The 24,866-nt window shown below is 59.1% G+C and carries 26 protein-coding genes; 19 read left to right on the top strand and 7 right to left on the bottom strand.

Annotation, left to right across the window (positions count from 1 at the left end; translation table 11 throughout):
* Window positions 1–96: 96 nt before the first annotated feature.
* The gene (locus ACI3KW_RS02305; protein WP_262165254.1) at window positions 97–363 is read right to left on the bottom strand and encodes a hypothetical protein; all 267 of its coding nucleotides are present in this window, start codon (window positions 361–363) and stop codon (window positions 97–99) included.
* A gap of 34 nt (window positions 364–397) precedes the next feature.
* Window positions 398–769 carry a hypothetical protein gene (locus tag ACI3KW_RS02310; protein ID WP_262165256.1) on the bottom strand — a complete coding sequence of 124 codons (372 nt, stop codon included), beginning with the start codon at window positions 767–769 and terminating at the stop codon, window positions 398–400.
* A gap of 201 nt (window positions 770–970) precedes the next feature.
* Here ACI3KW_RS02310 and ACI3KW_RS02315 point away from each other — a divergent pair, with 201 nt between their 5' ends.
* Entirely contained in the window at window positions 971–3,697 is a 2,727-nt protein-coding gene (locus tag ACI3KW_RS02315; RefSeq protein ID WP_404846746.1) for a hypothetical protein, read from the top strand.
* An 840-nt stretch (window positions 3,698–4,537) separates the two neighbouring features.
* Here ACI3KW_RS02315 and ACI3KW_RS02320 read toward each other — a convergent pair.
* Complete coding sequence (locus ACI3KW_RS02320; protein ID WP_404846747.1) at window positions 4,538–4,888, bottom strand: VOC family protein; 351 nt, start codon at window positions 4,886–4,888, stop codon at window positions 4,538–4,540.
* A gap of 423 nt (window positions 4,889–5,311) precedes the next feature.
* Here ACI3KW_RS02320 and ACI3KW_RS02325 point away from each other — a divergent pair, with 423 nt between their 5' ends.
* Complete coding sequence (locus tag ACI3KW_RS02325; protein ID WP_113123748.1) at window positions 5,312–5,617, top strand: hypothetical protein; 306 nt, start codon at window positions 5,312–5,314, stop codon at window positions 5,615–5,617.
* 445 nt (window positions 5,618–6,062) lie between these two features.
* Entirely contained in the window at window positions 6,063–6,230 is a 168-nt protein-coding gene (locus ACI3KW_RS02330; RefSeq protein ID WP_262165261.1) for a Thivi_2564 family membrane protein, read from the top strand.
* A 314-nt stretch (window positions 6,231–6,544) separates the two neighbouring features.
* Here the strand turns inward: ACI3KW_RS02330 and ACI3KW_RS02335 are convergent, their stop codons facing one another.
* The gene (locus ACI3KW_RS02335; protein WP_404846748.1) at window positions 6,545–6,727 is read right to left on the bottom strand and encodes a hypothetical protein; all 183 of its coding nucleotides are present in this window, start codon (window positions 6,725–6,727) and stop codon (window positions 6,545–6,547) included.
* Between the two features lie 631 nt (window positions 6,728–7,358).
* Between ACI3KW_RS02335 and ACI3KW_RS02340 the strand changes: the two genes are divergently transcribed.
* The 6 genes from ACI3KW_RS02340 to ACI3KW_RS02365 all read left to right on the top strand — a co-directional run bounded on the left by ACI3KW_RS02340 (window position 7,359) and on the right by ACI3KW_RS02365 (window position 13,205).
* A complete protein-coding gene (locus ACI3KW_RS02340) occupies window positions 7,359–7,769 on the top strand; it encodes a tripartite tricarboxylate transporter TctB family protein (RefSeq protein ID WP_404846749.1) in 411 nt (136 codons plus the stop codon).
* A complete protein-coding gene (locus tag ACI3KW_RS02345) occupies window positions 7,769–9,271 on the top strand; it encodes a tripartite tricarboxylate transporter permease (protein WP_404846750.1) in 1,503 nt (500 codons plus the stop codon). The genes ACI3KW_RS02340 and ACI3KW_RS02345 overlap by 1 nt, the downstream gene beginning before the upstream one ends.
* 87 nt (window positions 9,272–9,358) lie before the next feature.
* Complete coding sequence (locus ACI3KW_RS02350; protein ID WP_404846790.1) at window positions 9,359–10,387, top strand: glutamate cyclase domain-containing protein; 1,029 nt, start codon at window positions 9,359–9,361, stop codon at window positions 10,385–10,387.
* The gene (locus ACI3KW_RS02355) at window positions 10,387–11,367 is read left to right on the top strand and encodes a Bug family tripartite tricarboxylate transporter substrate binding protein (RefSeq protein ID WP_404846751.1); all 981 of its coding nucleotides are present in this window, start codon (window positions 10,387–10,389) and stop codon (window positions 11,365–11,367) included. Before ACI3KW_RS02350 ends, ACI3KW_RS02355 begins: the two co-directional genes overlap by 1 nt.
* A 75-nt stretch (window positions 11,368–11,442) precedes the next feature.
* A complete protein-coding gene (locus ACI3KW_RS02360; protein ID WP_404846752.1) occupies window positions 11,443–12,381 on the top strand; it encodes a LysR substrate-binding domain-containing protein in 939 nt (312 codons plus the stop codon).
* A gap of 320 nt (window positions 12,382–12,701) precedes the next feature.
* A complete protein-coding gene (locus tag ACI3KW_RS02365; protein ID WP_404846753.1) occupies window positions 12,702–13,205 on the top strand; it encodes a hypothetical protein in 504 nt (167 codons plus the stop codon).
* Window positions 13,206–13,520: 315 nt separating this feature from the next.
* On the opposite strand, the gene ACI3KW_RS02370 is transcribed toward ACI3KW_RS02365, so the two are convergent.
* A complete protein-coding gene (locus tag ACI3KW_RS02370; protein ID WP_404846754.1) occupies window positions 13,521–14,063 on the bottom strand; it encodes a DUF6022 family protein in 543 nt (180 codons plus the stop codon).
* A gap of 82 nt (window positions 14,064–14,145) precedes the next feature.
* On the opposite strand from ACI3KW_RS02370, the gene ACI3KW_RS02375 reads away from it, so the two are divergent.
* The 4 genes from ACI3KW_RS02375 to ACI3KW_RS02390 all read left to right on the top strand — a co-directional run bounded on the left by ACI3KW_RS02375 (window position 14,146) and on the right by ACI3KW_RS02390 (window position 17,109).
* Window positions 14,146–14,901: a TetR/AcrR family transcriptional regulator gene (locus tag ACI3KW_RS02375; protein WP_404846755.1), complete on the top strand. Its 756-nt coding sequence runs from the start codon at window positions 14,146–14,148 to the stop codon at window positions 14,899–14,901.
* Between the two features lie 149 nt (window positions 14,902–15,050).
* Window positions 15,051–16,229, top strand: a complete 1,179-nt coding sequence (locus ACI3KW_RS02380) for a glycosyltransferase (protein WP_404846756.1) — start codon at window positions 15,051–15,053, stop codon at window positions 16,227–16,229.
* Window positions 16,207–16,659 (top strand): GNAT family N-acetyltransferase, encoded by a 453-nt coding sequence (locus ACI3KW_RS02385; protein WP_404846757.1) that lies wholly within the window; start codon window positions 16,207–16,209, stop codon window positions 16,657–16,659. The genes ACI3KW_RS02380 and ACI3KW_RS02385 overlap by 23 nt, the downstream gene beginning before the upstream one ends.
* 39 nt (window positions 16,660–16,698) lie before the next feature.
* The gene (locus ACI3KW_RS02390; protein ID WP_404846758.1) at window positions 16,699–17,109 is read left to right on the top strand and encodes a DUF3224 domain-containing protein; all 411 of its coding nucleotides are present in this window, start codon (window positions 16,699–16,701) and stop codon (window positions 17,107–17,109) included.
* A gap of 488 nt (window positions 17,110–17,597) precedes the next feature.
* On the opposite strand, the gene ACI3KW_RS02395 is transcribed toward ACI3KW_RS02390, so the two are convergent.
* Entirely contained in the window at window positions 17,598–17,984 is a 387-nt protein-coding gene (locus ACI3KW_RS02395; RefSeq protein WP_404846759.1) for a type II toxin-antitoxin system VapC family toxin, read from the bottom strand.
* Window positions 17,981–18,226 carry a type II toxin-antitoxin system Phd/YefM family antitoxin gene (locus ACI3KW_RS02400; RefSeq protein ID WP_404846760.1) on the bottom strand — a complete coding sequence of 82 codons (246 nt, stop codon included), beginning with the start codon at window positions 18,224–18,226 and terminating at the stop codon, window positions 17,981–17,983. Before ACI3KW_RS02400 ends, ACI3KW_RS02395 begins: the two co-directional genes overlap by 4 nt.
* 151 nt (window positions 18,227–18,377) lie before the next feature.
* On the opposite strand from ACI3KW_RS02400, the gene ACI3KW_RS02405 reads away from it, so the two are divergent.
* From ACI3KW_RS02405 to ACI3KW_RS02430, 6 genes are all read left to right on the top strand, one after another.
* Window positions 18,378–18,893 (top strand): phosphotransferase, encoded by a 516-nt coding sequence (locus tag ACI3KW_RS02405; RefSeq protein WP_404846761.1) that lies wholly within the window; start codon window positions 18,378–18,380, stop codon window positions 18,891–18,893.
* Between the two features lie 410 nt (window positions 18,894–19,303).
* Window positions 19,304–20,053 (top strand): GntR family transcriptional regulator, encoded by a 750-nt coding sequence (locus ACI3KW_RS02410; protein ID WP_404846762.1) that lies wholly within the window; start codon window positions 19,304–19,306, stop codon window positions 20,051–20,053.
* A gap of 67 nt (window positions 20,054–20,120) precedes the next feature.
* Window positions 20,121–21,701 (top strand): putative N-acetylmannosamine-6-phosphate 2-epimerase, encoded by a 1,581-nt coding sequence (locus tag ACI3KW_RS02415; protein ID WP_262165284.1) that lies wholly within the window; start codon window positions 20,121–20,123, stop codon window positions 21,699–21,701.
* Window positions 21,702–21,744: 43 nt separating this feature from the next.
* A complete protein-coding gene (locus ACI3KW_RS02420) occupies window positions 21,745–23,034 on the top strand; it encodes an extracellular solute-binding protein (RefSeq protein WP_404846763.1) in 1,290 nt (429 codons plus the stop codon).
* A gap of 60 nt (window positions 23,035–23,094) precedes the next feature.
* Window positions 23,095–23,964 (top strand): carbohydrate ABC transporter permease, encoded by an 870-nt coding sequence (locus ACI3KW_RS02425; RefSeq protein ID WP_404846791.1) that lies wholly within the window; start codon window positions 23,095–23,097, stop codon window positions 23,962–23,964.
* A complete protein-coding gene (locus tag ACI3KW_RS02430) occupies window positions 23,961–24,782 on the top strand; it encodes a carbohydrate ABC transporter permease (protein WP_404846764.1) in 822 nt (273 codons plus the stop codon). The genes ACI3KW_RS02425 and ACI3KW_RS02430 overlap by 4 nt, the downstream gene beginning before the upstream one ends.
* Window positions 24,783–24,866: the final 84 nt, after the last annotated feature.

A 24,866-nucleotide genomic window follows, 5' to 3' on the forward strand; every position in this document is an offset into this window, starting at 1 on the left:
ATCCCCAGAACAGCAGCAGCGCCATGGCGATACCGGGGCGCTTTGCAGTCGGTGACGTTCATACTTATGTCGCTCTCATGGCATTGATGACGGCAGTTATCGCCTTATGACCCTGCGCAAAATCAGCAGCAGGCCTTCCTTGGCCAGACCCAGCAGCCCCCCCGCCAGGAAAAAGAGCGAGATCAGCATGAGCCAGCCAAACGCAGTCATGTTGTAGAGCAAACCGCCAATATCTGTCCCAAGGACGATGCAGGGCTGCACGAAACCCTCGTGCAGACCGCACCCATTGAGATCGGCGATGAGCCCGGCCAGAAAGACCGAGGCCAGTGGTGCGATTCCAATGAGTATCATCAAGATCAGCAACCATATTCGGCGAGGCACTCTCGTCAGGGGGAACTCAGGCATCTCCCGATCGTGTCCTGCGACCGCCAATGGCTGCGCCGGCGCCCAGCGCCACCGCGCCCGCTCCGATCATCGCCCAGTCGAGCAAATGGGTACTCACCTCGTCCTGATTGGCTTCCGAAATACGGCGTGCCGCCGCTTGGGCATCATCGCCTGAGGCCTGAGCGTCCATCATTGCGACCATGCCCGCGTCACTACATTTGGGGAGCAGGAGGGTAAGCGCCTCGGCACTATCGCTGTTCTGACTCCGCACTAGCTGTTCACACCGCGTCTGATCGACAGAGCTTACATCTGAACTGAAGAATTGTCGGTAACCACCAAAACCGAGGAGGACCAGCCCGATAATGACGAGAATTCGTTTCTGCATGCTCAACCCGAAGCTGTTTCATTTTCTGCCTCTGTAGCATAGGAGCGCTCGGCGAACAGAGGGGCATCACCGGGTGAACACCCGAGCGGATTGTGCGATGGATAGTTGGGGCGCGCTAGCTCGCCGGTATCATTGATCACTCCGGCACTTCGGCAAACTGCCAGGCGGTTGGTTTTGCTCTAAGAGGCTATGGATACGTTTATGATGAAAACCGCTTTACACCTGCCGATCCTGCTTATGCTGGCGGCGGTCGCGCCGAGTTCGGCGCTCGCTCAGGACATGGCACCGTACCAGTCGTTGGAAGTTCGCCACGTCTGCACTGCGCAGGCAATGCGAGTGACCCCCGGAGGAGCCGAGGCCCTGATGGTGGAGACTGGCGAGCAGGTGGTGCTAGTAGATGTCACCTACGCGGCCGATGAAACCGCGTGGTTTGCGCTGAACTATGCCACCGGTCGCGGGCTTGAGCGGGCCACAGGCTATCTGCCTGTTGAGGAGGTCCGCCATTTCTGTGGCGATCCTGCGCGAGCCGAGGTCGCAAGCGACAGTCGTTTGCAGTCATATATCGCTCCGCCCAACACCTGCCATCTGGTGCTCGGTTACGCCGATACGGTCGACGCATTGAACGCACAAGCAAGTTCGGCGCTGGATTTTGCCGCTGTGATGTCGAGCTACCGCCTGCAGTCCGGCGGGTACGCTCTGACGGCAGGTCTGCTTAGCACCGAGGTTGCCGACCAGTTGCCGAATGGCAGCACTTGCGTGTCTGGCGCCGATTTCGCTGAGGCGCTGCTCTACGACGGATCGAGCTTCGCGTTGGTGGACAACAGCGCGTCTGAAAATAACGCCGCCCGGCTTTTGAGCGCACAGGATTTACTCGCAAACGGCCGCAGACTCGAAGATCCCCAGGCCATGAAACAGGCCTGCGACCTGGGTCTTGGCGCTGCCTGCACAGGTTTTGCAGATCTGATTTATGACGAGCCCGATGGGACAGATCGCGGCCCTGCGGTCGTAACTCGTTACTCGCTGTTGGGGTGTTTGGCCGGTGATCTGTACGGCTGCCGGATGGCGGTTAATCGGCTGGATAATACGCTGGAATTCGCCCGTACTCGGGCACTCGCGGGCACCTCTGAAAGCACCGGGCGCGTTACGACCGAACTCTCCAAGCTGCTATGCGATGAGCAGGATCGGTTCGGCTGCATCCTTCTGGCTCGGGGGACGGCACCGGACCGCCCCGCGTCGCTGGTGGAAGCTGCATCGAATTTTGCGGCCAATCTTACAGCCTGCAAACAAGGCATTGCGTGGATCTGCGAGGAACTGGCTTCGAACTTTGATCGCGTTGTTCAGGCGCGCGGGTCAGGTCTTTCCGGGGATGAACGCTTTGCCATCGCTGGAATCGAGACCGAGCTTTGCACCATGGGCGCGCGCGAGCCCAATCAACGCAGCTGCGTCCGGGCATACTATAGCTATCGTGACTTCCTGCAGTATGGCACTCACGCAAACCTCGACGCCGACCGGGTCGCCAAAGCGGTCTCGGTGCTCACCGATGGCTGTTCCGCAGGGGATCCACCCGCTTGTGGCACGATGGCTGCAATGCCCGACTACTGGTCTGTTTCGGATCGGCGGCAGGCCACCGCCAGCGCGATCGCGCTCTGCAGCGTCCAAGACCAGAAGGACAGTATCTGTGATAGCCTTGACAGCATTCTTGACCCAACATTTTCAGAGACCCGTTCGTTGCTGCGCCCAAGATATGAGCGCCTTGCCCAATCCTGCCGGACGCCGGGCAACGGCGCCTACCAGGACTGCATCTGGGCGCTGCACAGCTATGCCGCGCTAGAGGCTCCAGATGGATTGACGACGGCCGAGGCGATGTTGAACGAGGCGTGTTCGCCTGCCAATAGCAATGGCTGTCAGGCGCTGGCGCAGCTTTACGGCAAGTCGGGACACGATTACGGCGGGATAACGATCCCCGGGCGCGACGAGCCCAAGGCCTATATGGCGGTGCTGCGCATGGGCTGCAGAGAGGGCAATCAGGATGCCGGCAATACCTGCAGCCAGCTTGCCGATGCGCTGGCGATGGCTGGCGATGACGAAAACCCGCTTTCGGTTTTGGCCGAGGCTTGCGTCAGCCTGATGGACGGGCAGGGTGGTCAAGATGCCTGGGCCTGCTACGACGCTGCGAAAATGGCGCTGACGCAGAATGCGCAGTTGGAAGATGCGCTGGTCTGGGCCAACTTTGTCTGTGAAGGTGACGATATTTCGACCGCGCCCTATGCCTGCAAACTGGTGGGAAATATCCTCGCCGAGGGGCTGGGCCTGCCCGCCGATCCATCGGGTGCACTTCTTGGCTATCAGCGGGGGTGCTTTCACCCCAGGGTCAGCACGACCGATGGCGAAGCCTGCCTGAACTATGGCAACATGCTCATTGAAACGGTCCGCCAAAATGAGATGCCGACACAGCCGCTAGTCTTCGCCCATCGGGAGGATGGTGAAGACGCCGAGCCATCCCTTGTCCTTGCCGAGGCATCACGTGCCTTTGACATGGGCTGCATGGACGGTATCGCCCAAGCCTGCAGGGCAAGTGAGCGGCTCCTCGAAGAATGGAGCACCGGGGATCTACCTTTTGATGCCTTCACCTGCCAAGTTCGGTCCGCCGTCGGGGAGGTCGTATCCGAAAGGCCCTGTCGTGGCCTCGTCATCTATCAAGCGGCAGACGAAATGAAGCAGAGCCGCGAACAGATCGGGCTCAACGTCTATGTCTGGCCAGATGGCGACCGCAGCGTAACCTATATCAAAGATGGCGTTTGGCGGCTCAACGAGATCCGCACGGACTATCCGACCAGAGAAGGCGCCACGACCTGCTGGCACAACCCCATCTCGACCCGCAGTTTCTGCGTGACACCCGCGACCGGACCGAACTTAGGCTCAATGTGATCGTTGCCGAGAGGTGCAGCCGGAGCTGGTCTGGTCAGAAGGCAGCGAGCAGCGACACCCCGCGCCCCCTCGGCAGAGAAGATCGCCGCCACAATGGTCCTCGCCCAAGCTGTTGATGTTCCTTGCCGATGGTCCGGGCAGCTTTGTTTTCGCGCCAGCCCCGCGACGATATCCGGATCTTCATATCCGCAATCTAGCCGTACTACGGGAAGCTCTTGTGAGCCCGACGGGCTCAGCGGGGTGACGTCACCGAATAGGGGCATGGGGCGCGAACCATCCCCACGACCGCTGCCGTAACGGCCGAAAGTGCTTCATTAGGGAGCATCTGGTTCGGGGCCGGTTGCGGATCGGCAGCTTTCAGGAGCTGCAGGTCGGATAGTTGCCCTCCGCCTCAGATAGCTTCCGGCAACAGGCGGACTCCGGTCCGATTGAGAAAATCAAGGACGCTGCCGACGCCACGGACGACATAGTCGAGGAGCCTCCCCCAGGCTTCCTGCATGCTCGGGAAACCTGCTGCTCCTCACCACGCCGCCACAGGTTGAGTATTACCGAGGCAGGGGTGTCTTTGTCAGGGACTGTTCGCCATCTCGCCATTGGGGCCCTTGCGCATCGTGAATATATTGGCAGCAGCAGCGCGCGTTATGACCGTGTGCCATAATTGTCTGCTGGCTTGGCCGAACAGAACAGAGGCCAAAATTTGCCGGCGGCCGCACAAGGGCGTTCCGCAGTTGAACAGAAGTGCTGCCCACCTGCGATCATGCGCCACCAGTAGGTACTGACACCCTGCCGCAATGGCAGGAAACGGAAACAGACATCGCGGGCCTCCGTCGGCGAAGCTCGCTATTTCTGAACGACGCAAAAGCGGTTGCCATCGGGGTCTGCGAGCACGACAAAGTCGGCATCGGGTGGATAGTCTCGGGCAACCCTGGTGGCACCAAGTTTCAGAAGACGATCAACCTCCCGCGCTGGATCATCAGCGTAAAGGTCTAAATGGTGCCGGGGACGGTGACCAGTTGCTCGCTCATCTGCCTTGTCAATTGCGACCTGCACGCCTTCACCGCTAATCGGAACCAGAACTGCCCAATCAATATCGGGCTTCTCACGAGGCTTGTAATTGAGCGCGGCGCACCAGAATGCAACGGCCCTGGATACATCCTCCACTCCCCAGACAATCGAGGCAACTCGGAGCATTTTGTGCTCTCCCATAGGACTACGTCTTTGGGATAACGGTTTGCCTCGCAACCCGTTTCAGATCTTCCGGTCGAACAGGCAAAATACGGACGGAACTCTGACTGGCAAAAGCGGCCAGGTGTTAGCTTGTCAAAAACCAAGGATGGTGGGATCCAAATGGACAACTTTCTAAGCCGAATTGAGTTGGACTGGTATGCGCAAGCCCGTTCTATCCACGCAACGAGACGAGCTATTCGAACTCTACTCCGAGCTGCATCTTGCCTGCGGCCGCGCGGCCGCTACGTTGCGGCTAGCAGAACGCTGGGATGCTCCCGAGAATGAGTTGCTGGCTAGGTTCGAACGTGAAGAAGATCGCGCTGAAGCTATCTGGAGGCGGATCGTGTGCCTGCGCGACAATGCGGATCTGGAGCCGGGGGAGAGCCCATGAACGTCGTCGAAGTTTTTCTGCCACTCGACACTGGCCGCGGTGAGCCGATACCGCTTGAGACCATAGAAGGGTTGGTCGCTGGTCTAAGCGATCGCTTCGGCGGTGCTACCGCCTATACCCGCGAGCCCGCTCTTGGATTGTGGAGGCGGGCGACAACTATCGAGCGAGATCGCATTATCGTGGTCGAGGTCATGGTCGAGCAACTCGATGAGCAGTGGTGGAGCGATTACCGCCAACGGCTTGAACGCGAATTTTCCCAGGAACGCGTCCTGATACGGGCAACGGTCTGCCGGACGATTTGATGGACAGTCTTAATCATGCGGACCATGTGCGGAACTAGCTGGACCGGATCAAGGATCGAGGTGGGCTGCCCCCCGCAGTTCGCATGTCCACAAAACCCGCATTTCATTCGGCCATCCGGGCTGAGGGAGAATGACCCCCGGCCTCTCGGATGAGTCGGTCATGCTCACCCAGGTGATTTTCCACAAACGTTCTCAAAGAAAAAGTAGCCGGGGTCGGCGACTGGCGTGGCGACATACCCCAATTGCAGCTTTCACAAATGTCAAAAGCTCAATCCGTTCAAAGGGCGTACCCTCGGCGGCTTGGGCAATCAGTGGCCCATATTCCTACACACCGCGGGGCTTGCGTGTTTGGCCTTGCAGCTAACGAATTGGATTCGCTTACTATCGGCAACGAAGATCGGAGGCCCGCGTTGAGTCGTGCGCGATAGGCGCTTTGGAGACTACTGTGGGCACTTCCGTTCTAATCAGCATCCTGATCACCTTCTTGGTGATCGTCCTCGTCCTCTGGCTGGTTCAGCGCCTGCCCATCGAGGCGCGCATCCGCCAGATATTGCAGATCGTGATCATTGTGATCGGGATAATCTCACTGCTGAAGTACCTGGCGATCTTCTAACCTCTTGCGACCTCAGCTTCTCCATCACATTCGTTGACGGGGAGCTGAGGTCGTTGATTTCGTATGTGGGGCTGCCAGGGCGAGCGACACAGCTTCGTGTCCCGTTGGAGACTTGCAGCCGGCCTTGAGGGAGGCATCAAAAGGCTACCGGCGAACAGCGCCACTTTTGGCGTCAACTTTTCGGGTGAAGGCGCTATTGCGCCGGAGTTTGGGCGCGTAAAGCCACCCACTGATCTGTTCGATCGCGCTGGCTCGCCTTGGTGACATTTCGATACGGCCCGCAGAGCTGGGCAGCCTGGTTCGCGCCCATTGAGCTACTTTGTCTGACCTTTGCGCCCTTGCGCATCGAGCTCGTCCACCTGCCGATTGATGTCGTCAAGTAGCCGCCTCGCCGATTTGTTTCGAATGGGCGTGTCAACCACCAGCGCCAGGCCAAGCGTCGTGGCCTCCAGGCGCGCGTGAACGGGCTTTTGTGGATGATCAGGAACGCGGCTCATAGCGACATCATAGCGCGAGGCCGGGGCGAAAGAACAGGGGGGCGGGAGGGCAACGTTTCCGCCGCAGGAACGATGCCCTCCCTGTCACCTGCAGCATCTTGGGCTGCGCAGGGATCCGGTTTTGCGGCCTCTGCGCGACAGAAGAGGCCCAGACCCAGGGCAATATAGCGAGCAATATGCGAGTCTCTCGAACACCGCGTCCCCCGATCCACAGGGTGCGGTGGGCATGGTTTACGAGTTCTTATCTCCGGCCAAACCTGTGATGTGAATTGTCAGAGATGGTTCGTTTGAGGACTTGTCAGAATGGCCGACTGCCTCAGTCTCTCGCCGCACAGCAACGTGCTGGGCATCCAGGTCATGGCGCCCGCGACTGTGCCGCACGCGAGAATGCCCGTTTGGGCTTCGGAGAGCGAATATTAGCCCCAATGGTGAGAATTTGGTCGGCCCCTCATAAGGCCAGCGCATAATAGAATGCCTCGTTTGTATTTGACCTTTATGTGACGGATTTTCCAAGATGACCGCCTAGATGAGCTGTCCCGGTAAGGGTTTCAGCAAAGCGGGGGCATATATAATCGTGCAATTGGGGATGTCGTCAGGCCTTAGAACGAGCTCTAATTTCTGGGCGGCGTTGTTGTTTCTTGTCATGGGCGTCGCTGGCGCGATCCTGGCGACACGCTATGATCTGGGCCAATTGCGCCGCCTCGGGCCGGGGGCTTTTCCCTTTGCAGTCGCGCTCCTTCTGGCGCTGATCGGGCTGTGCCTCTTGCTTAAATCCCTGCGGGATCATGGCCCCGACATACTGGGTGTCGAGGTCACCAGTCTGCTGGCCATCGGCGGCGCGCTACTGATCGCCGGGTTGACCGTGCGCTCGCTGGGCATTGTCGTTGCCGTCCCGGCGGCCGTGGTGGTGAGCAGTCTCGCCGCCGGCGGATTCAAGCCGCTGCGAATAGCCGCAATGGCGGTGGGGCTGACGCTGTTCTGCTATCTCGTGTTCATTTTGGGGCTTGGTATTCAATTGCCCGTTTACCCGGGGCAATTCTGATGGATCTGTTTTCCAACCTTGCCATGGGTTTCAATGTTGCCCTGACGGTCCAGAATATCGGCTTCTGCTTCATCGGCGTCTTGTTGGGCACTGCCGTGGGCGTGTTGCCGGGCCTTGGGCCGCTTGCGACCATCGCCATGTTGCTGCCGCTGACCTATTCGCTTGAACCGGTGACGGCCCTGATCATGCTGTCGGGCATCTATTATGGCGCCCAATATGGCGGCTCGACCACGGCAATCCTGGTCAATCTGCCGGGCGAATCCAGCTCGGTCGTGACCTGCATCGATGGCCACCAAATGGCGCGCAATGGGCGGGCAGGTTCGGCGCTGGCCATTGCGGCGCTCGGATCTTTCTTTGCCGGCACGATTGGAACTTTGCTGGTTGCCGCCTTTTCGCCCTATCTGTCCCGGCTTGCCCTTTCGTTCGGCCCCGCCGAATATTTTTCGCTGATGGTCCTGGGTTTGATCGCGGCCGTGGTGCTGGCTTCGGGTGGACTGCTCAAGGCGGTTGGGATGATCCTGATCGGCATCCTGCTGGGCACTGTCGGCACCGACGTTAGCAGCGGCGTCATGCGCTTCACCTTTGGCTCGCTCGATCTGGTGGATGGGTTCGAGTTCGTTGCCGTCGCCATGGGCCTGTTTGCCTTCGCTGATATCATCGCCAATGCCCGTGGCAGCAATACGCGGACGCTGATCACCGACACCGTGAAGGGCCTGTGGCCGAACCGTGAAGAGTTCCGCCTGGCCTGGCCGGCAGTGCTGCGCGGCACCGCACTTGGTTCCGTGCTGGGGCTGTTGCCGGGCGGTGGCGCGACCCTGTCGTCGTTTGCCTCCTACACGATTGAAAAGAAGATATCGAAGCATCCCGAAACGTTCGGCAAGGGCGCGCCCGCTGGTGTGGCGGCGCCTGAATCGGCCAACAATGCGGGTGCGCAATCCTCGTTCATCCCGATGCTGACCCTGGGCATCCCGAGTAATGGCGTGATGGCGATGATGATCGGCGCCATGATGATCCACGACATCGTGCCGGGTCCTGAAGTGATGACCAGCAACGCGCCGCTATTCTGGGGCCTGATTGCCTCCATGTGGATCGGCAATTTGATGTTGGTGATCTTCAACCTGCCGATGATCGGTATCTGGGTTCGCCTGCTGCGCATTCCCTATGCGATCCTTTATCCAGCCATCCTGATCTTCTCCACGATCGGGCTCTATTCGATCGCGAACAGCACGTCGGCGATCATTATGGGCGCTGCGTTCGCGCTGTTCGGCTACCTGCTCAATCGCCTTAAATGCGAGCCGGCGCCGCTGCTGCTGGGCTTCATTCTCGGTCCGATGATGGAAGAGTATCTGCGCCGGGCCATGCTGCTGTCGCGCGGCGATCCGGCTGTGTTTGTCACCCGCCCGCTCTCGGCCGTGCTGCTGGCCGCCGCGGTGGTCCTGCTCGTAACCATTGTGTCGCCGATGGTGCGCAAGAAGCGCGAGGAGGTGTTCGCCGAAGACTGAGACGCCGCCGCTTCCCAAATAATCGCGCGCAATCTGCCAGACCGGCTTGCTGCTGCCTAACTGATCAAGGTCAAAATGCCAGACATTATGGGTGAATATGTCGACAGGCTCGTCACTGTCGAAATGAGAAACCGTGGGATGAATCACGGTATCATCAAGCAAATCTACGACGCTGCACGCGCCGAGGGTGGCGGACGTCCACTAAGTGCCCAGGCTGCCGAGGCGCTGGTGAACACGGTCAAACCGGGCGACGTGGTCTTTATCGTGACCGGTGCTGGTTATGCGCCCGAAGTGCCCAATGGCGAGAGCGATGGTCCCCCCGGCGCGGCGTCCCTAGCACGCGCCATTTATTGGGGTCTCAAGGCCATCCCCGTCTTCGTGACAGAAGAGTGCCACGCCCCGCCGGTCGTCGCCTCGGCCAAGGCCGCCGCCGTCATGGTGCGTGAATTTGATCTGGCCAAGAACCGCCGTATGGGTGGGGCTTTGATAACCGCGCCGACCGATCGCAACCAGACTAAGGCCTGGGCCGAACAGATCGTTGAGGAATATCAGCCCAAGGCAGTGATCTCGATCGAGCGGCTTGGACCCAATGATCAGGGCGTCGTGCATGGCTCGACCGGCGTTGCTAAGGAATGCGTCGATCTGGGCCACGTGTTTGTCGAAGCCAAGAAGCGCAAAATCCTCACCGTCGGCATCGGCGACAACGGCAATGAAATCGGCTTTGGCCGCATCTATGATTTCATGCGCGATTTCCACCCTTATGGGCGCGAGACCCAGTATCCGGGCGGTACCGGCGTGATCACGGTGATCGCCACCGATTATTTCCTGCCGGCCTCGGTCTCGAACTGGGGTGCTTATGGCATTGCGGCGATGATCGCCTTCTTCCTCAAGAATCAGGATCTCATCCAGACCCCAGAGATGGAGCGCAAGATCCTTGAAGCCTGCCTTGATGCCGGTGGCTGGGAGATGCGCTATTGCACATCCCGCTTCATCGTCGACGGCACGGCAGGGGAAAGCTCGATGTCGATCGTGCAATTGCTGCGCGACATGCTCCGGCTCAACATCGCGGAACCGGACCGCGGCCTCTCCCATGGTAAGATGAAGGAACAAGCCTGATGAAATCAGTTGCCAAGTGTCTGGCGGTCGTCGCCGCTTCGCTCGTTTCCTGCGCTCTGCCGGTCCTGGCGCAAGCACCCGATTACCCGAGCCGTGCCATTACCATTATTGTCCCTTATGCGCCGGGCGGGCAGGGGGATATCACCGCCCGCGTCATCGCCGAGCACCTTGCTCCGCTACTTGGTCAGCCGGTGACGGTGGAGAACCGGGCCGGCGCCAATGGTGTGATCGGCATCGATGCCATTGCCCGATCGGCGCCTGACGGCTACACGATCGGCGTTGTGGTCGCTTCACACGCCCTGTCGCCAGCGCTGATGGATAGCTTGCCCTATGATCCGGTGACAAGCTTTGCCCCGATCACCACGACGGCGCTGACGCAGATGGTGATGGTGGGTAGCCCAACGCTGGAGGCCGACACAGTCGGGGAGTTCATTGCCTACGCCAAGGAACATCCGGGAGAACTTGCCTATAAGTCCGCCGGCCCGGGCAGCAATTCGCACCTCTTTGGAGCCTGGTTCGCCGATGCTGCCGGGATCGAGATGATCCATGTGCCCTATAAGGGCAGTGGGGATTCCATGCCCGACCTGATGAGTGGTGTCGTGCAGATGGGCTTCGATACGCTGCCGGCCGTGCAGGGGCATATCGATAGCGGCCAACTCAAGCTGCTTGCTGTCGGCGGTCCAGATCACTCACCGCAATACCCCGATGTCGAGACCGTTGCCGAAGCTGGTATTGAAGGCTTTGCCGCCAATTCCTGGGGTATGGTGCTTGCCCCGGCCGGCACGCCGGATGCGATTGTGGATAAGCTCAACGAAAACATCGTTACCGTGCTGAACATGGAAGCGGTGACGGCGCGCTTTACGACCATGGGCGCCACAGTAGTCGGCAATACACCGGCAGAGGCTGCCGCAATGCTGCAGTCCGAGGTCAACCTATACGGTGATCTGGTCAAGCGTCTGGCGATTGAGACCAATAACTGACAGGCGACGGCATTCATTGTGTGTAATGTGGCGGGGGGAACATCAAGTTCTCCCCGTTCTGCAATGAAGTCGAAAATGAAGGCTAATCGTCCCCTTAACGAGCGGCAGCTGGAGGCTTTCCGGGCTGTGATGCTGACTGGCAGCATGACCGGCGCGGGCCGGCTGCTATCGGTGTCGCAACCGGCGGTTACCCGCTTGATCAAGGACCTTGAGAGCGAACTCAAGTTGATCCTGTTCAGCCGCGAGGGCACCCATATTGCGCCCACTGCCGAGGGTAAGGCACTCTACCGCGAGGTCGAGCGACATTTCGTCAGTACCGAGCGTATCCGCGAAGCCGCCTACGGCATCCGCGAATATAATGCGGGGCAGATCAAAGTCGCGGCCATCGTTTCGCTGTCCATGGCTTGTCTGCCCAAGGCGATCCAACAGTTTGCCGAAATCTACCCCAACATCGTCATCAGCGTGCATAGTGGGGCCTCGCACGACATTATTGATCTCGTCTCCAATGGCAGCATGGATGTCGGTTTTGTTGCTTTGCCGCCGGGGCGCAACGACCTGCGCAGTGAACCGCTTTCGGCCTCCAAGGCGATCTGCCTCCTGCCCAAAGGGCACCGTTTGGAGAAGCTGGCTGTAATCACGCCGAAGGATGTGGATGGAGAGGACTTTGTTGCCCTTGGCCCCGGCAGCCTCATGCGCCTCGAGCTAAATGCCCGCCTGCACCTGGCGGGCGCAAAGCCCAAAATCCGGATCGAGACGCTATTCTCGTTCTCGGTCGCAACCTATGTGAGCCGGGGTTTCGGGGTCGCGGTGGTAGATCCTCTCGCGGCAAGTTTCGTTGACCCCGAACTGGTCAGTGTGAGGGCGTTCTCCCCCGCCATTCCCTACCTGCTATCGACAGTTTTTCCGCCTGCCGAGGCACCCTCGGCTCCGCTGGAAGACTTCGTCAACATCATGCGGGTGGCCTATGAACAGGAATTGGCCAAGGCCGAGGAATTATGCCGATTTGGAAGGTAGAGCGGCAAGGACTAAGTCCGGCACCCAGGCGCGATGGTCCATCCCGGCGACGGGGTTATTCTGCTGCTCCATGGTCGGCTGCTCGCACAGCGGGCGCCAAAGCCGCCGGTCTGCTCCCGACCCCATCTCTGCCGTTCGTGGCAGGATGCAAGGACGCTTGAAGCTGACTTTGTATGCCGGTGCGGTCTTGGATCATACCTGTCGCTGATTTCGGGAATTTGCGACAACCTACTCATGGAGCATTTGGCAGAAATCAAATTGACGCGAGACGAAGCATGCTTTTGAACCGACGCACCTTGCTCGCGATGGGAGTCCTTGGGATGACAGCTCCTCTGGCTGCTCGGGCAGCTATGTCTAAAGTTCTGTATGACGGCAATCTCTTGGCCGACTATTTCCAAATATACCTGCGCGACGAAGCCCATCCTGATTTACCCGACGACTACACCGATGACGCGATCTCCCGACGTCTCATGGCCGGGCCGTATGCGGTCATTCTCCACACAGCGCGCAATATGACCGTGCCGATCCGCGTTGAATGGCACGACATACGACCCGCTCTCGATCTCGATGCTTACCAACACATTGTCGAGGCTCATTTCGATTGTCCCTCGGGCCAACTCGTGCTGGCTGGCCTGACGGACTACGATGCCACCGCTCCGCGACTTTCGGTGAAAGCAGGGCCGCTTGGCGTGCGTGCCAGCTTTTCCGGTCTCGACACGCTCAGTGAAGATGGTCTTGAAGGAGATGATCAATACGTAGTTCAGCTCTGGCCCGGAGCTGAACCGGAAGGCGTGCGTGTGTTGAAGGCATGGCCTGGCGAATAAAGGGCCGCTTTCCAGCCAGCCGGTTGGAAGGCGGCTTTTCCGTTCCCCCAACTACTCGTCTGTCGAACCCTGATGCCCGCATTGAGGAAGTGCGAACGTTCGTCAAACAGCCGAAATGGGGCGCGTTTCGACACCGGGTTGCCGCTGATATCGGACAGTATCTGGGCAATATCCGCGAAGGACACGGCAGGGTCACCGTACAGTCACGGCGGCGGCATTGTGGTCTGCGGCTTCGGTTATACGGAAGTAGCCAAGCTTTCCCTCGGCCCGGACGGATGGCGGGCCATCTCCGGGCGTTGATGTTATCGCTCCCAGTCACGATCGCCCTTCGCCGGCTTGTGCTGCCAGATAGCTGGCGTACCACTCCCGGAATTCTTCCGCGGCACCAAATTCGGGATGGTGCCTTGAGAGCTCTGCAGTCACATCTTTCGGCGCTGTCGACAAAAGCCCGATGATCTCGGGGGAGCGCGGAAGCCTGAAGGCCGAATGATCGTGATGGTTGCCGACCGCGATTGTGCCAAGAGGTCGTCCGTCCCGTCCCAGCATCTTGCTGAGCATCCACCGTTGCTGGTGCGTCTCATCGGCATTGCCCCACTCTCGGCTGCTCTGAAAACTGCCCGGCAGCCGGGGGACAGCCTTCAATCCCGCTTCTGCAATGGCATGTCGGGCCGGAAGGAACAGCAGGGCATTGAACTTGCCATAGGCCATGTCACCCACGCTCTCGAACAGCGTCTGATATTCTCCCAACAGAGGCTGCAGTTCGTTTAGACGGCGATCAACGGAAGACTGAATGGCATTCGCGAGCAGCGTGATGCTCGTGACCGCCGCTATTGGCAAGCGGAAATCCTCTTGATGCATCTTTCAATCCTCAATAACGTACATAGTAAAGAGTTACTGTTATAGCGGCAATGCCGTACTGTGTAAAGAGTTGAGGGCGGGCATGGGTGATGTTTCCGGCGCTAAAGCCGAAATTGATAGGCTATGGGGTAGCCAAAGTGACTCTAGGACAGGTCCAAAGGCCAAGTTGACAGGCAGACAAGTCGCCAGGAGAGCGATTGCGCTTGCCGATCAGAATGGCATTCATGCCCTGACCATGCGCTCTGTGGCGCAGGCCCTGGGCGTATCCCCCATGGCGCTCTACACCTATTTTCCGAGCAAGAACGAACTCATTGAGGTCATGGTCGACGAGACCTTCACCGAACCTTCGCTGACATCGGAGATGGCAGGAGGCTGGAAGGAACGGCTCATCGTAGTGGCCGAGAGGAATTGGTCTCTCTTGATGCACCATCCGTGGCTTGCCGATGTCGAAGGCTTCAGGCCTGTTCTGGGACCTAATGTCATCGCCAAATACGATTTCGAACTCTCAGCACTCGAGGGGGTGGGTCTTTCGGACGTGGAGATGGATCTTGTACTCGCTACCGTGCTGAACTTCGTGCGGGGCGCGGCCAAGACCAAGCTGGATGCTGCGGCGGCGGTGCATCGCACCGGGCAGGCAGATGACGTCTGGTGGCGAGAACGAGGCCCCCTATTGGCCAAAGTCCTAGGAGACCGGTACCCTCTTGCCCAACGTGTTGGTGCCGCAGCGGGGGCACATTACGATGCCCCGGCTGATCCCGATTTGGGGTTTAGATTTGGTCTCGAGCGCCTAATCGACGGCATCGGGCTAATGCTGCCACGTCAGTCGCTAAGGGTCTGAATAGGGGCCTATTTGGAGCAGGTTATCACCTGTTGGCAATACGCCGCGAGGGCAGCTCTCACAGTGCACATATGGGGCACAAGGGCCTTGCTTCAAGAGTAGTTACCCGTCGTACACCTCGGTGAACGTGTTCGGTTTGGAGGTAAATGATGCGCGTATTGCTGGCTAGCTATGGATCAAGGGGGGACGTCGAGCCCATCGCCGCGCTGGCGGCTCAACTGCTTGGGCAAGGTGTAGAGGTGAAGGCCTGCGTCCCGCCTGACCGTGAGTTCGTGGAGCTATTGGATCGCTACGCAATACCGTCGGTACCCTTCCCGAAAAGCTGGCGATCCTGGGCGGACCAGCCATCAACCGCCGAAGAGAAGGTCTTTAGCGTTGATGACTATGTCGGTCAGCACGTTGCTGTGACCTATCCGACCTTGGTAGAGGCCGCGCAAGATTGCGATGTAATGGTCGCCAGCGGTATGTTGCACTTCGTCGCCAGCTCAGTCGCGGAGCGGGTCGGCATTCCGCTGCGCTTTGTGCTCTTCTCGCCTAGTCTGCTCAAGCCGCAACCTTGGCAGCCTTTGGCAGTGGCGCCGATCAATGCTCATCGGGCCTCCATCAATTTGCCGCCGATCAGCAATGCTATGGAGTTCTTGTTCACTGCCCGCCCTTGGCTGGCGGCCGACCCTCTGTTGAGCCCGCTAAGTGACCAGCAGGAAATGCAGCTCGATCGCACGGGTGCTTGGGTCTCGACTGATGATCGCCCCCTACCTCGCGACCTTCTAGCGTTCCTGGATGCCGGCGCCCCGCCCATCTATGTGGGTTTTGGCAGCATGCGGATGGCGAGCGATAGCGCGAGGATGGCGATCGAAGCTATACGCGAACTTGGGCATCGCATTGTCTTGGCACGTGGTTGGTCCGACTTGGCAACCATCGATGCGGAAAAGGACTGCTTTTCAGTCGGAGAGGTCAACCAGCAGGCGCTGTTTCCCCGCATGGCGGCAGTGGTGCATCATGGCGGCGCCGGCACGACGATCGCCGGGGCCATGGCGGGAATTCCGCAGGTCGTCGTTCCGCAAGCGGCTGATCAGCCCTATTGGGCCAGTCGCGTCAGCGCTTTGAGAATAGGCGCTGTCCACGACGGTCCAGTTTTGACATCGAGCTCGCTTTCTTCGGCGCTCCTGGAAGCACTCAATCCAAAAGTGCAAAAGGCAGCCTCGGCCATGGCCCAACGTATCCACCGGGATGGGGCTGCTGTGGCCGCCAAACGATTATTGGATCTTGTCGCGCAACCGCTAGTCACCGCAAAGGCCGGGAAGCATGACCCGCATTCAGTTTCGTAACGCGACATCTGCCGACCGCGACAGTCTCAATCGGATCAAGCGAGCGGCTTCGCTTGTCAGCGATGAGTACAGGGAGGCACTTTTGGCCCATCCCGAATTCCTGCTGGTGCCGGACGAACAAATAGAGTCCGGCCAGGTAGTTGTTGCCGAGGCGGGAGGCGAGATCGTTGGGCTGGCCGCAATCAGCCGCCGGGACGATGGACTGGAGCTGGAAGGTCTTTTTGTTGACCCGTCTCGGTGGAAACAGGGGATCGGGCGCCGCCTGATCGAGGTGGCGGTTCGGCAGCATAGCGAGGGTCCTGCATTGACGCCGCTGCATGTTATCGCCAGCCCTGACGCCAAGCCATTCTACCTGGCCTGCGGGTTCAAGATTGTTGGAGACACCGACACCCGCTTCGGTCCCGCAATCGTCATGAGACTGGACCGTTAGCCTTGCGGCTCAGCAATCATACCCACGAGGAGAGATCAGATGAAGGCACGCGGAACATTCACGGTCAGCAATTTCAAGCCGACGCAGCTGGCTCCTGTGCCGGCCATTTCGACCGCCATGCCGGTTGGCGTCAGCACGATGGAGAAGACATATTCAGGCGGAATTGTCGGCCGATCCGCCACGATCTTTACGGCCGCCTTCGATCAGGCAAGTGGAGTCGGCTCTTACGTGGCGATGGAAAGCTTCGAAGGCACGATTGCCGGCAGAACCGGCACCTTCAACTTTCTTCACTCCGCCTCGACCAAGGGCAGCGATCGGAGCAATGAGTTTATTGCCATTGTCGAGGGAAGCGGTACCGGTGGATTTTCCGGAATCTCGGGCGCCGGGCAAATGACAGTCGATGCTGATGGCGCACATCACTTGGAGTTCGATTTTCAAATTGTTGGATAGGCTGGGGTTGATTGCCAAGGTCACTACTGGACTGGAGGCATAACTACAGACCTGTTGGCTCTTGATCGCCTCATCGATTTCCACAAGATGAGCCCGAAAGTGCTTACCAGACGCCTGGTGTACTCACTGCGAGCCGCTCTGCGTTTATCCTCAAAAGAAGACGTATGACGGAGTGGGACCCAAGAACTCTGCCGAGAGCTATGGCTGCAATTAGGATATAGATTCATGAGAATTCCCAGAGCGTCTACCAGCGCCCTGGGAATTCCAGATCCTCAAAATTTGCGCCCGTTGGCTGCCTGCTTCTGCAACCTACAAGAACACAGTCGGTCACCAAAGCCGAAACCGCCGGGATGTTTCCAACCCCAATTCGGACGGTTCAGCAGTCCGGTCGCGGGTCTGCCCGGAACGGCGGTGGAATTGCGGGCTCACGAAGTGCTTATAATCCTCGGGGCGACGGCTTACCTCGGCAGCTATGCCTTTGCGGGCGATCATAAGCGACGAACGGGCGCAGGATACTGAGCAACCAGATCGTCTACCGTCAGCAACGTAATGCCCTCCACAATAGACTGAGCAATCAAAATGCGATCGAACGGATCTTTGTGGATTGGTGGGAGCCTGTCCACAGCAACGGCATGCTCACTTGTAATCGGTAACTCATGATAGCCATTGTCGACTAGCCCCCGCCGTAAAAGGCGTGGATCGACGGTAAAATCCTGGCGGCCAAGCCCCCGTTTAATAGTAACTTCCCACAGGCTTGCTGCACTAAACATGAGGTCGTTATCAGGGTTCTCGATTTCGGTTAGTGCCGCAAGCGAAAGTCGATCAGGCTCGCCTGCCGCCCAAAGCAGGAGGTGGGTATCGAGCAGAAGCTTCATGTGTTGCCGCCAAACAGCTTCTCGATTTCCTCACTTCCCATGCGATCGAAATCGTCCGGAATGGCTATCTGACCATTCATAAATCCGACACGGCGAACATCAGCGGCTGCTGGTGTGTCAATCGCGACTACCTTGACCATCGGCTTGCCCGATTTAGCGATAATGAAAGATTCGCCCTTGGCGGCCTCCTCGATCAAACGCGAGAGATGCGTTTTGGCCTCGTGGATGTTAACGGTCTGCATCAACGACTCCTTGACTTAGTTCAGTAAACTTAGTCTGTTTTGGATTGGCTTTCAAGCGCACTTGCCACCGTCACGCGGCTACTTAGTGCATTCCACGGTAGGATCGTGGATGGCCCTCAAACCAGTCCCGGTTCCATTCTGAGGAATATGAATGACCACGCCGCTTTATATCATCACCGGAGCCATGGCCGCCGGAAAGTCGACGATCGCAAAGGAACTGGTGCAGCACTTCGAGAGGTCCGCTCATGTCGGGGGCGATGCCTTCCTACGCATGATCGCTAGGGGTGGTGCCGTTATGGGGCCGGTGCTCGATAGCGAGGCCGTCTTGCAGCTCCACCTCCGGCAAGACATCGCCATGGACGCTGTGCGCCGATTCATCGGGGCAGGATTTGCCACGGTCTATCAAGACATTCTGATAGGTGACGATTTCATTCGCGTCACAAAAGCGCTCGCTGACCTTGCTCCCCGAATAGTGGTGCTCAATCCCAGTGTAGAGACCTTAACAGAGCGTGATGCTAACCGACCCAAGACTGGCTACAGTGAACAGTTCCGGCCCAACGTTTTGGCCGAAGCACTTCAGTCGAACACCCCTCGTCAGGGGCTATGGCTGGATACCTCCGAAATGACGATCGAAGTCGTCATCAAGACAATCCTAAAGAACTGGTAGGCCATCCGGACGGCCCTCTCGTGTCAGTGTTCTTCTCGCGTTGACCCTCAATCCGCTCTCCACCCATTGCGGTCATTGCGACTCGCATAGCTGGTAGTTCTGGCAAATGCGAACAGGACACTCTCAGACGGTCTCGGTCCATTCGAGTGGTTCGCTATCGCAACCTTGTTCGCCATTAGTGGCCTGGCCGTTTTCATGGTGTGGCCCCACGCGCAGCATAAGTTTCGTTTCAGCCTGGAAATGCTATCGAGTCAGTTTGTCGATCGGAACGCGTCCGCAAAGCTGTCGGGCATGCATCCCACGCTAGCGCCGCGTATAGGGCACGCCCCCCAGATAGATACGTATAATACCAGTTGCTAAGTGGTGACTCGATGCGTATCGATTTTGTGGCTGCGGGACTGGATGATGTTATGAGCACCGACGACTTCATAGAGTGGTTGAAACGCAATATGGCGGACGCTGATTCCGGCCAGCCCCTCCACAAGCGACTCAAATTTTCCATTGAGGGCGCGATCCTTAGCAACAGTCTCAAGCCTGGTGCAGTCCTGCCCGGTGAACGGACCTTGTCGGACGCGCTGGCACTGTCACGGGTAACTGTTCGCAAGGCCATCGCGCTGCTTGTGGAGGAGGGGCTAGCCCATCGACGGCAGGGGGCGAGAACGGAAGTCGGCTCGCGTGTCGAGAAGTCGCTGGCGACCTTAACCAGCTTTTCAGAAGATATGTCGGCCCGTGGCCTGGAGCCGGGATGCATCTGGATTTCCAAGCAGATGTGCCGTCCTTCGCCCGCCGAAATGATGGCGTTGGGCGTATCGGCGGACAGCCAAGTCATCCGCATGAAGCGCATACGGACAGCCGACGGCATCCCCATGGCAGTGGAGACCTCCGCTGTTCCGGCCCGCTTTATTGCCTCGCCGGATCTAATCGCGGATTCGCTCTATGAAGCGCTTGAGCGGCTTGGCGCCATGCCGCAGCGGGCCATCCAACGCATGCGCTCGCGCCCCGCTTCCGCTAACGACGCGCAGCACTTGCAATGCGATCTGGGACTGCCATTGCTCGTCATGGAGCGACGCTGCTTTTTGGCCGACGAGCAGATCGTGGAATTCACGGAATCGCGTTACCGCGGGGACGCCTATGATTTCGTGCTGGAGCTGAAGCGCTAATACCAGTGAAAAACTGGTTGTAATCTGGTATACTCTCGATATCGTTGCCGGCAATCAGGGGTTGCCGGTGCAGCGCGAAGCTCTCAAGAACGTACTTATTGTATCCTGCCAGCCGGTTCCCGGTGGGCCGATGGATAATCCCGAAATGGTGGTCGGGTTCGCCCTTGCCGCCCTGTCATCGGGCGCGGGCGCGTTGCGGATCGAGTCGCTGCCGTATCTGCGCGCCGTCCGCGCCGCTACCAGCGCTCCGATCGTCGGCATTATCAAACGTGATCTTAGCGATAGCCCCGTGCGCATCACTCCCTATGTCGAGGACGCCATAGCGCTGGCCGAGGCGGGCGCCGATATCGTGGCTTTCGACGCCACCGACCGCACTCGGCCCGCCAGCGTTGCCGAACTCATCGCCGCCGTCAAAGCCAAGGGCAAACTCACCATGGCCGACTGCTCCTCCCTTCAGGATGCGCAGCGTGCTCTCGCGGCAGGCATCGATTTTGTCGGTACGACCCTTTCAGGCTACGTCGGTGAAGCTGAGCCGGTCGATCCCGATCTCGGGCTCATTGCCGACATGGTCCGTCTCACGCCCTTCGTAATTGCCGAAGGCCGCATCCGCTCGACTGATCAGGCTAGTGCTGCGGCACGGGCGGGTGCCTATGCCGTCGTGGTTGGCTCGGCCATCACGCGCACCGAGCATGCAACCTCCTGGTTCAAGGAGGCCGTCGAGCACGGTTTTGCTGATCGCCAGCCATCGAGCAAGCCCGTGCTGGCCATCGACATCGGCGGCACCAAGATCATCGCCGCTCTGGTCGAAAACGGCACAGTCCGCGATGAGGTCACCCTGTCGACGCAACGCGACGCCGGACCTGATCGCTGGATCGATGATCTGGCTAAAAAGTCCGCTGCCTGGCGCGGCCAGGTGGAGAGGGTCAGCATTGCCGTCACAGGCATCATCGACAATGATCTGTGGTCTGCACTCAATCCTGCTACTCTGACCATCCCGGAAGCCTATCCGTTGGTCGATAGGCTCCGGCAGGCATTCGATCTGCCTGTCTTTGCCGCCAATGACGCGCAGGCCGCCGCCTGGGGCGAGCATCGATTTGGCGCGGGGCAGGGGCAGGACATCGCTTTCCTCACCATCTCCACCGGCATTGGCGGCGGTCTTGTGCTCAATGGCAAGCCGCTCCTGGGCATTGCCGGCCATTTCGGACTGCTGCAATCGCCGAGCGCCGGCGCTGGTCCGCTGGAAGATCAGGTTTCTGGCCGTTGGATTGCCGATCAGGCATCCAGGGCTGGACATCAGGTCGATGCGCCCGCCGTCTTTGCCGCCGCACGCCAAGGCGCGACCTGGGCAAATTCCATCATCGATCAGTCCGCCGGCAGAGTGGCGCTGCTGTGTCGGGACATCCAGCTAATGTTTGATCCGGACAGGATCGTCATCGGCGGGGGCATTGGTCTGGCCGACGGTTATCTCGACCGGGTCATCGACAAAATTCCAGCTGAGCCCGTTCGGCTCAAGCCTCGAATCGTGGCCTCCCGGCTTGGACGCCATGCTGGTGTGATCGGCGTGGCCGATCTCGCTTTTCGATCCAAGGGAACCGACTGGACGGCTGAGGGGCTGCCCGGCGCAGAATACAGGGACAAAGGGAAGTAAAATGAAGATTCGGAACGGGACAAGCGTTTCATTGGCCGCCGTCATGTCTGCGTCGCTCGCACTGGTCGGCACCGCCCAGGCGGCGGTGACTGTATTGGGTTGGCCCGGCGGCTCGGAAGAAACTGCGCTACGCGCCACCGTCGAAGCCTATAACGCCCAGGACAGCGTTGCCGCCGACGATAAGGTGGAGTTGTTGTTCTTCAACCGCGAAGGCTTCTACGACAAGCTGCAGGCCGACATGGCTGCCGGCTCGGACGCCTTCGACGTCAACCTGATCGCTACCTATTCGATCGGTCGCTACGCTCCGTATATGGAGCCGATCGACCTCGGCGACGCGGCGGTTGCGACCTATGGCGAGTCCACGCTCAGCACCATGCAGTTTGAGGGCAAGCAATTTGGCGTGCCAACCGATCTGTCGGCCCACTTCATGTATTTCCGCAAGGATCTAATCGACCAACTTCTGGCCGACGATGGCGCCAAGGCTAAGTACGCCGAGATCTCTCAAAAATATCTCGGCACGGCGCTCGAGCCAAAAGACCCCTATAGCTGGACTTGGGAGGACTGGGCGGCAACCGCGCTCTATTTCACGCAGTCCATCAATCCTGATAGCCCAGTCCGGTACGGCACCGTGTTGCAGCTGAAGAACCTGCTGTTCAACATGATGGTCTTCCAGTCCCTTCCGCGCTCCTATGGCGGCGATTGGCGCGATGCATCGGGCGCGGTGACAGTTGACTCCGAGGCTTATCGCGAGGGGCTTGAACTCTATAAGACGCTCTATGATGCCGGCGCTACGCCAAAGGATTCGCTGAGTTACGAATATGCCGAAACCAATGCCGCGTTTGGCGCTGGCCAGGCCGCCACGGCCCTGCAATGGAATGCCGCGGCAGCCGAATTGACCGACCCGGAAAAGTCCCCGGCAGTGGCCGACGTCGTCGGGATCGTTGCCCCGCCGGCCGGTCCGGAAGCGCGCGCCGATCACATCCACGGTCTTGGTCTGGGTATAAACAAGAACGCCAAAAACAAGGAAGGCGCCATTCAATTCCTGCAGTGGCTCGCCACCGAAGATGCGGCGCTCACCTATGCGCGGGCCGGTGGTTCGCCGGCCCTGGCGCCAGACGTGGTCGCCAAGATTGCCGAGGAACGCCCCGACCTCGTCCAGCTTGGTGAGTTCGCCAGCGCCTATGGCTATGTGATGAATGGTGCAACATCGGCCAATGCCCTGTCCATCTATGAGCTGCAGGCCAAGGAGTTCACCGCCTATTGGTCCGGCCAGCAGGACCTCGACACCACCTTGGCCAACACCAAGGCCGGTATGGAAGAACTGCTGAAGTAGTCAACGTCACGCAACGGGCCTGGCCACTACGGGCCAGGCCCCACATGATCTTGAGGTATGATGGACCGCATCCGTAGCCACGATTGGGCGATTTTGACGGCGCCGATGGTGGTGTTTCTTCTGCTGTTCCTGGGCTTCCCGGCTCTGGTGAACGTTGTCTATTCGGTGTCCGAAGTCCGTTTCGAAACATTGCGCAGTCCCACCCTGTCGGGCCTTGGCAATTATCTGGCCGTACTCACCGACGACGACTTCTGGCGCGCCAGCTGGTTCTCCCTGCGCTTCGGCGTGGTTACGGCTTTGGCCGAATGCCTGATCGGGCTGTTCCTCGCCATCTTCCTCGCGCCGCTTCTGGCCAAGCGTTCATGGCTTCTCGCCCCCCTAATGTTGCCGCTGATGGTGGCACCCGCCATGATCGGGCTGATGTATCGCCTGGTGCTGCATGAATTCGTCGGGCCGATCCCGTTTTATCTATACGATTGGTTCGGCTCGAGTCCGGCCTTCCTCGATGTCGGCGGTGCGTTCTGGACGCTCAGCGTGATCGAAACACTGCAGTGGACGCCGTTCGCTTTCTTGCTTTTTCATATGGCCTACCAAGCCATTCCCCAGGATGTGCGCGACGCCGCGCTAATCGATGGCGCCACCTCCTGGCAGATCCTCAAGCGCATCGAATTGCCCCTGATGGCGCCCACGATCGTGGTCGCTCTCTTCATTCGCTTCATCGATGGCTTTCGTGTCTTCGACAATGTCTACACGCTCACGGGCAGCGGCGCAGGCGGCAGCACCATGTCGCTGTCGATCTATATCTACGAAGCTTTCTTCAAACAGGGTGCGATTGGCAAAGCCGTTGCGGCCTCGGTGTTACTGTTCATCGCTTCGTTTGCTGTGCTCTGGGGCCTGAACGCGCTGGCTGCCAGTCGGAGAAAAGCATGATCAAGGCATTGCGTTGGCTGGTGCTGGTCGTGGCAGTCCTTGCCATGAACTTCCCCGTTCTGGTGACGTTGATCACCTCGTTCAAAAGTGCACGAGAACTATCGACCAATCCCGGTTTTTGGATCAATGCGCCAACGCTCGACAATTACGCCCGCGTTCTGCAGGTCAGCGACCGGCTCAACATATTCGCCTATCTTGCTAACAGCGTTGCTGCCGCAATCATTGGCACGACCCTGGCGATCATTCTAGCCTTCCCTGCAGCTTACGCTATTGCGCGCGGTGATTTCGGCCGCAGAACGCTAATGCCCGTCATCGTCAATCTGCGCGCGGTGCCGCTCATCATCTTTGCCATTCCGCTCTACATGATGTTTCAGTGGCTTGGACTACTCGACACCCAGCTCGGGCTGGGGCTGATCCTGACCATCGTCAATCTGCCCCTGGCACTGATCATTCTTGTCAACGCCATTGCCGAAGTCCCCATCGAGCTCGACGAAGCTGCAAAAATCGACGGTGCCAACACAATCCAGATTATGTGGCGGATCATTCGACCGGTGGTACGGCCAGCGCTAGTCACCACCTTCATCTTCGGCTTCATCACCGCCTGGAACGAATTCCTCTTCGGTCTCATGCTGACCACCAACAAGGCCGTGCCGATGACGGTGGGCGCCTCATTCTTCTTCTCGGCTAGCGGTGGTGGCATTCAGTGGGGCATGGCCTCCGCGGTCATGATCCTGGGTGCCCTGCCGCCTATGTTGCTGGGCCTTGTGATGTATCGACAGATTTCGGGCTCGATGACGGCCGGTGCAGTAAAAGGCTAGATCGGCCGGACCGGCCGCCGGTTGCTGACGGCTAACGGCCCGGCGTTCCGCAAACGATCACCTGTACTCCGCTCTGGCAGGCTT

It is taken from the genome of Devosia sp. ZW T5_3 (assembly GCF_044987315.1).
Classification (GTDB): Bacteria; Pseudomonadota; Alphaproteobacteria; order Rhizobiales; family Devosiaceae; genus Devosia.

Excerpts from the sequence above, each read along its gene's own strand:
- ACI3KW_RS02310 (WP_262165256.1), bottom strand. The coding sequence starts at position 769 with ATGCAGAAACGAATTCTCGTCATTATCGGGCTGGTCCTCCTCGGTTTT.
- ACI3KW_RS02315 (WP_404846746.1), top strand. The coding sequence starts at position 971 with ATGATGAAAACCGCTTTACACCTGCCGATCCTGCTTATGCTGGCGGCG.
- ACI3KW_RS02320 (WP_404846747.1), bottom strand. The coding sequence starts at position 4,888 with ATGCTCCGAGTTGCCTCGATTGTCTGGGGAGTGGAGGATGTATCCAGG.
- ACI3KW_RS02325 (WP_113123748.1), top strand. The coding sequence starts at position 5,312 with ATGAACGTCGTCGAAGTTTTTCTGCCACTCGACACTGGCCGCGGTGAG.
- ACI3KW_RS02335 (WP_404846748.1), bottom strand. The coding sequence starts at position 6,727 with ATGAGCCGCGTTCCTGATCATCCACAAAAGCCCGTTCACGCGCGCCTG.
- ACI3KW_RS02345 (WP_404846750.1), top strand. The coding sequence starts at position 7,769 with ATGGATCTGTTTTCCAACCTTGCCATGGGTTTCAATGTTGCCCTGACG.
- ACI3KW_RS02350 (WP_404846790.1), top strand. The coding sequence starts at position 9,359 with ATGGGTGAATATGTCGACAGGCTCGTCACTGTCGAAATGAGAAACCGT.
- ACI3KW_RS02355 (WP_404846751.1), top strand. The coding sequence starts at position 10,387 with ATGAAATCAGTTGCCAAGTGTCTGGCGGTCGTCGCCGCTTCGCTCGTT.
- ACI3KW_RS02360 (WP_404846752.1), top strand. The coding sequence starts at position 11,443 with ATGAAGGCTAATCGTCCCCTTAACGAGCGGCAGCTGGAGGCTTTCCGG.
- ACI3KW_RS02365 (WP_404846753.1), top strand. The coding sequence starts at position 12,702 with ATGACAGCTCCTCTGGCTGCTCGGGCAGCTATGTCTAAAGTTCTGTAT.
- ACI3KW_RS02370 (WP_404846754.1), bottom strand. The coding sequence starts at position 14,063 with ATGCATCAAGAGGATTTCCGCTTGCCAATAGCGGCGGTCACGAGCATC.
- ACI3KW_RS02375 (WP_404846755.1), top strand. The coding sequence starts at position 14,146 with ATGGGTGATGTTTCCGGCGCTAAAGCCGAAATTGATAGGCTATGGGGT.
- ACI3KW_RS02380 (WP_404846756.1), top strand. The coding sequence starts at position 15,051 with ATGCGCGTATTGCTGGCTAGCTATGGATCAAGGGGGGACGTCGAGCCC.
- ACI3KW_RS02385 (WP_404846757.1), top strand. The coding sequence starts at position 16,207 with ATGACCCGCATTCAGTTTCGTAACGCGACATCTGCCGACCGCGACAGT.
- ACI3KW_RS02390 (WP_404846758.1), top strand. The coding sequence starts at position 16,699 with ATGAAGGCACGCGGAACATTCACGGTCAGCAATTTCAAGCCGACGCAG.
- ACI3KW_RS02395 (WP_404846759.1), bottom strand. The coding sequence starts at position 17,984 with ATGAAGCTTCTGCTCGATACCCACCTCCTGCTTTGGGCGGCAGGCGAG.
- ACI3KW_RS02400 (WP_404846760.1), bottom strand. The coding sequence starts at position 18,226 with ATGCAGACCGTTAACATCCACGAGGCCAAAACGCATCTCTCGCGTTTG.
- ACI3KW_RS02405 (WP_404846761.1), top strand. The coding sequence starts at position 18,378 with ATGACCACGCCGCTTTATATCATCACCGGAGCCATGGCCGCCGGAAAG.
- ACI3KW_RS02410 (WP_404846762.1), top strand. The coding sequence starts at position 19,304 with ATGAGCACCGACGACTTCATAGAGTGGTTGAAACGCAATATGGCGGAC.
- ACI3KW_RS02420 (WP_404846763.1), top strand. The coding sequence starts at position 21,745 with ATGTCTGCGTCGCTCGCACTGGTCGGCACCGCCCAGGCGGCGGTGACT.
- ACI3KW_RS02425 (WP_404846791.1), top strand. The coding sequence starts at position 23,095 with ATGGACCGCATCCGTAGCCACGATTGGGCGATTTTGACGGCGCCGATG.
- ACI3KW_RS02430 (WP_404846764.1), top strand. The coding sequence starts at position 23,961 with ATGATCAAGGCATTGCGTTGGCTGGTGCTGGTCGTGGCAGTCCTTGCC.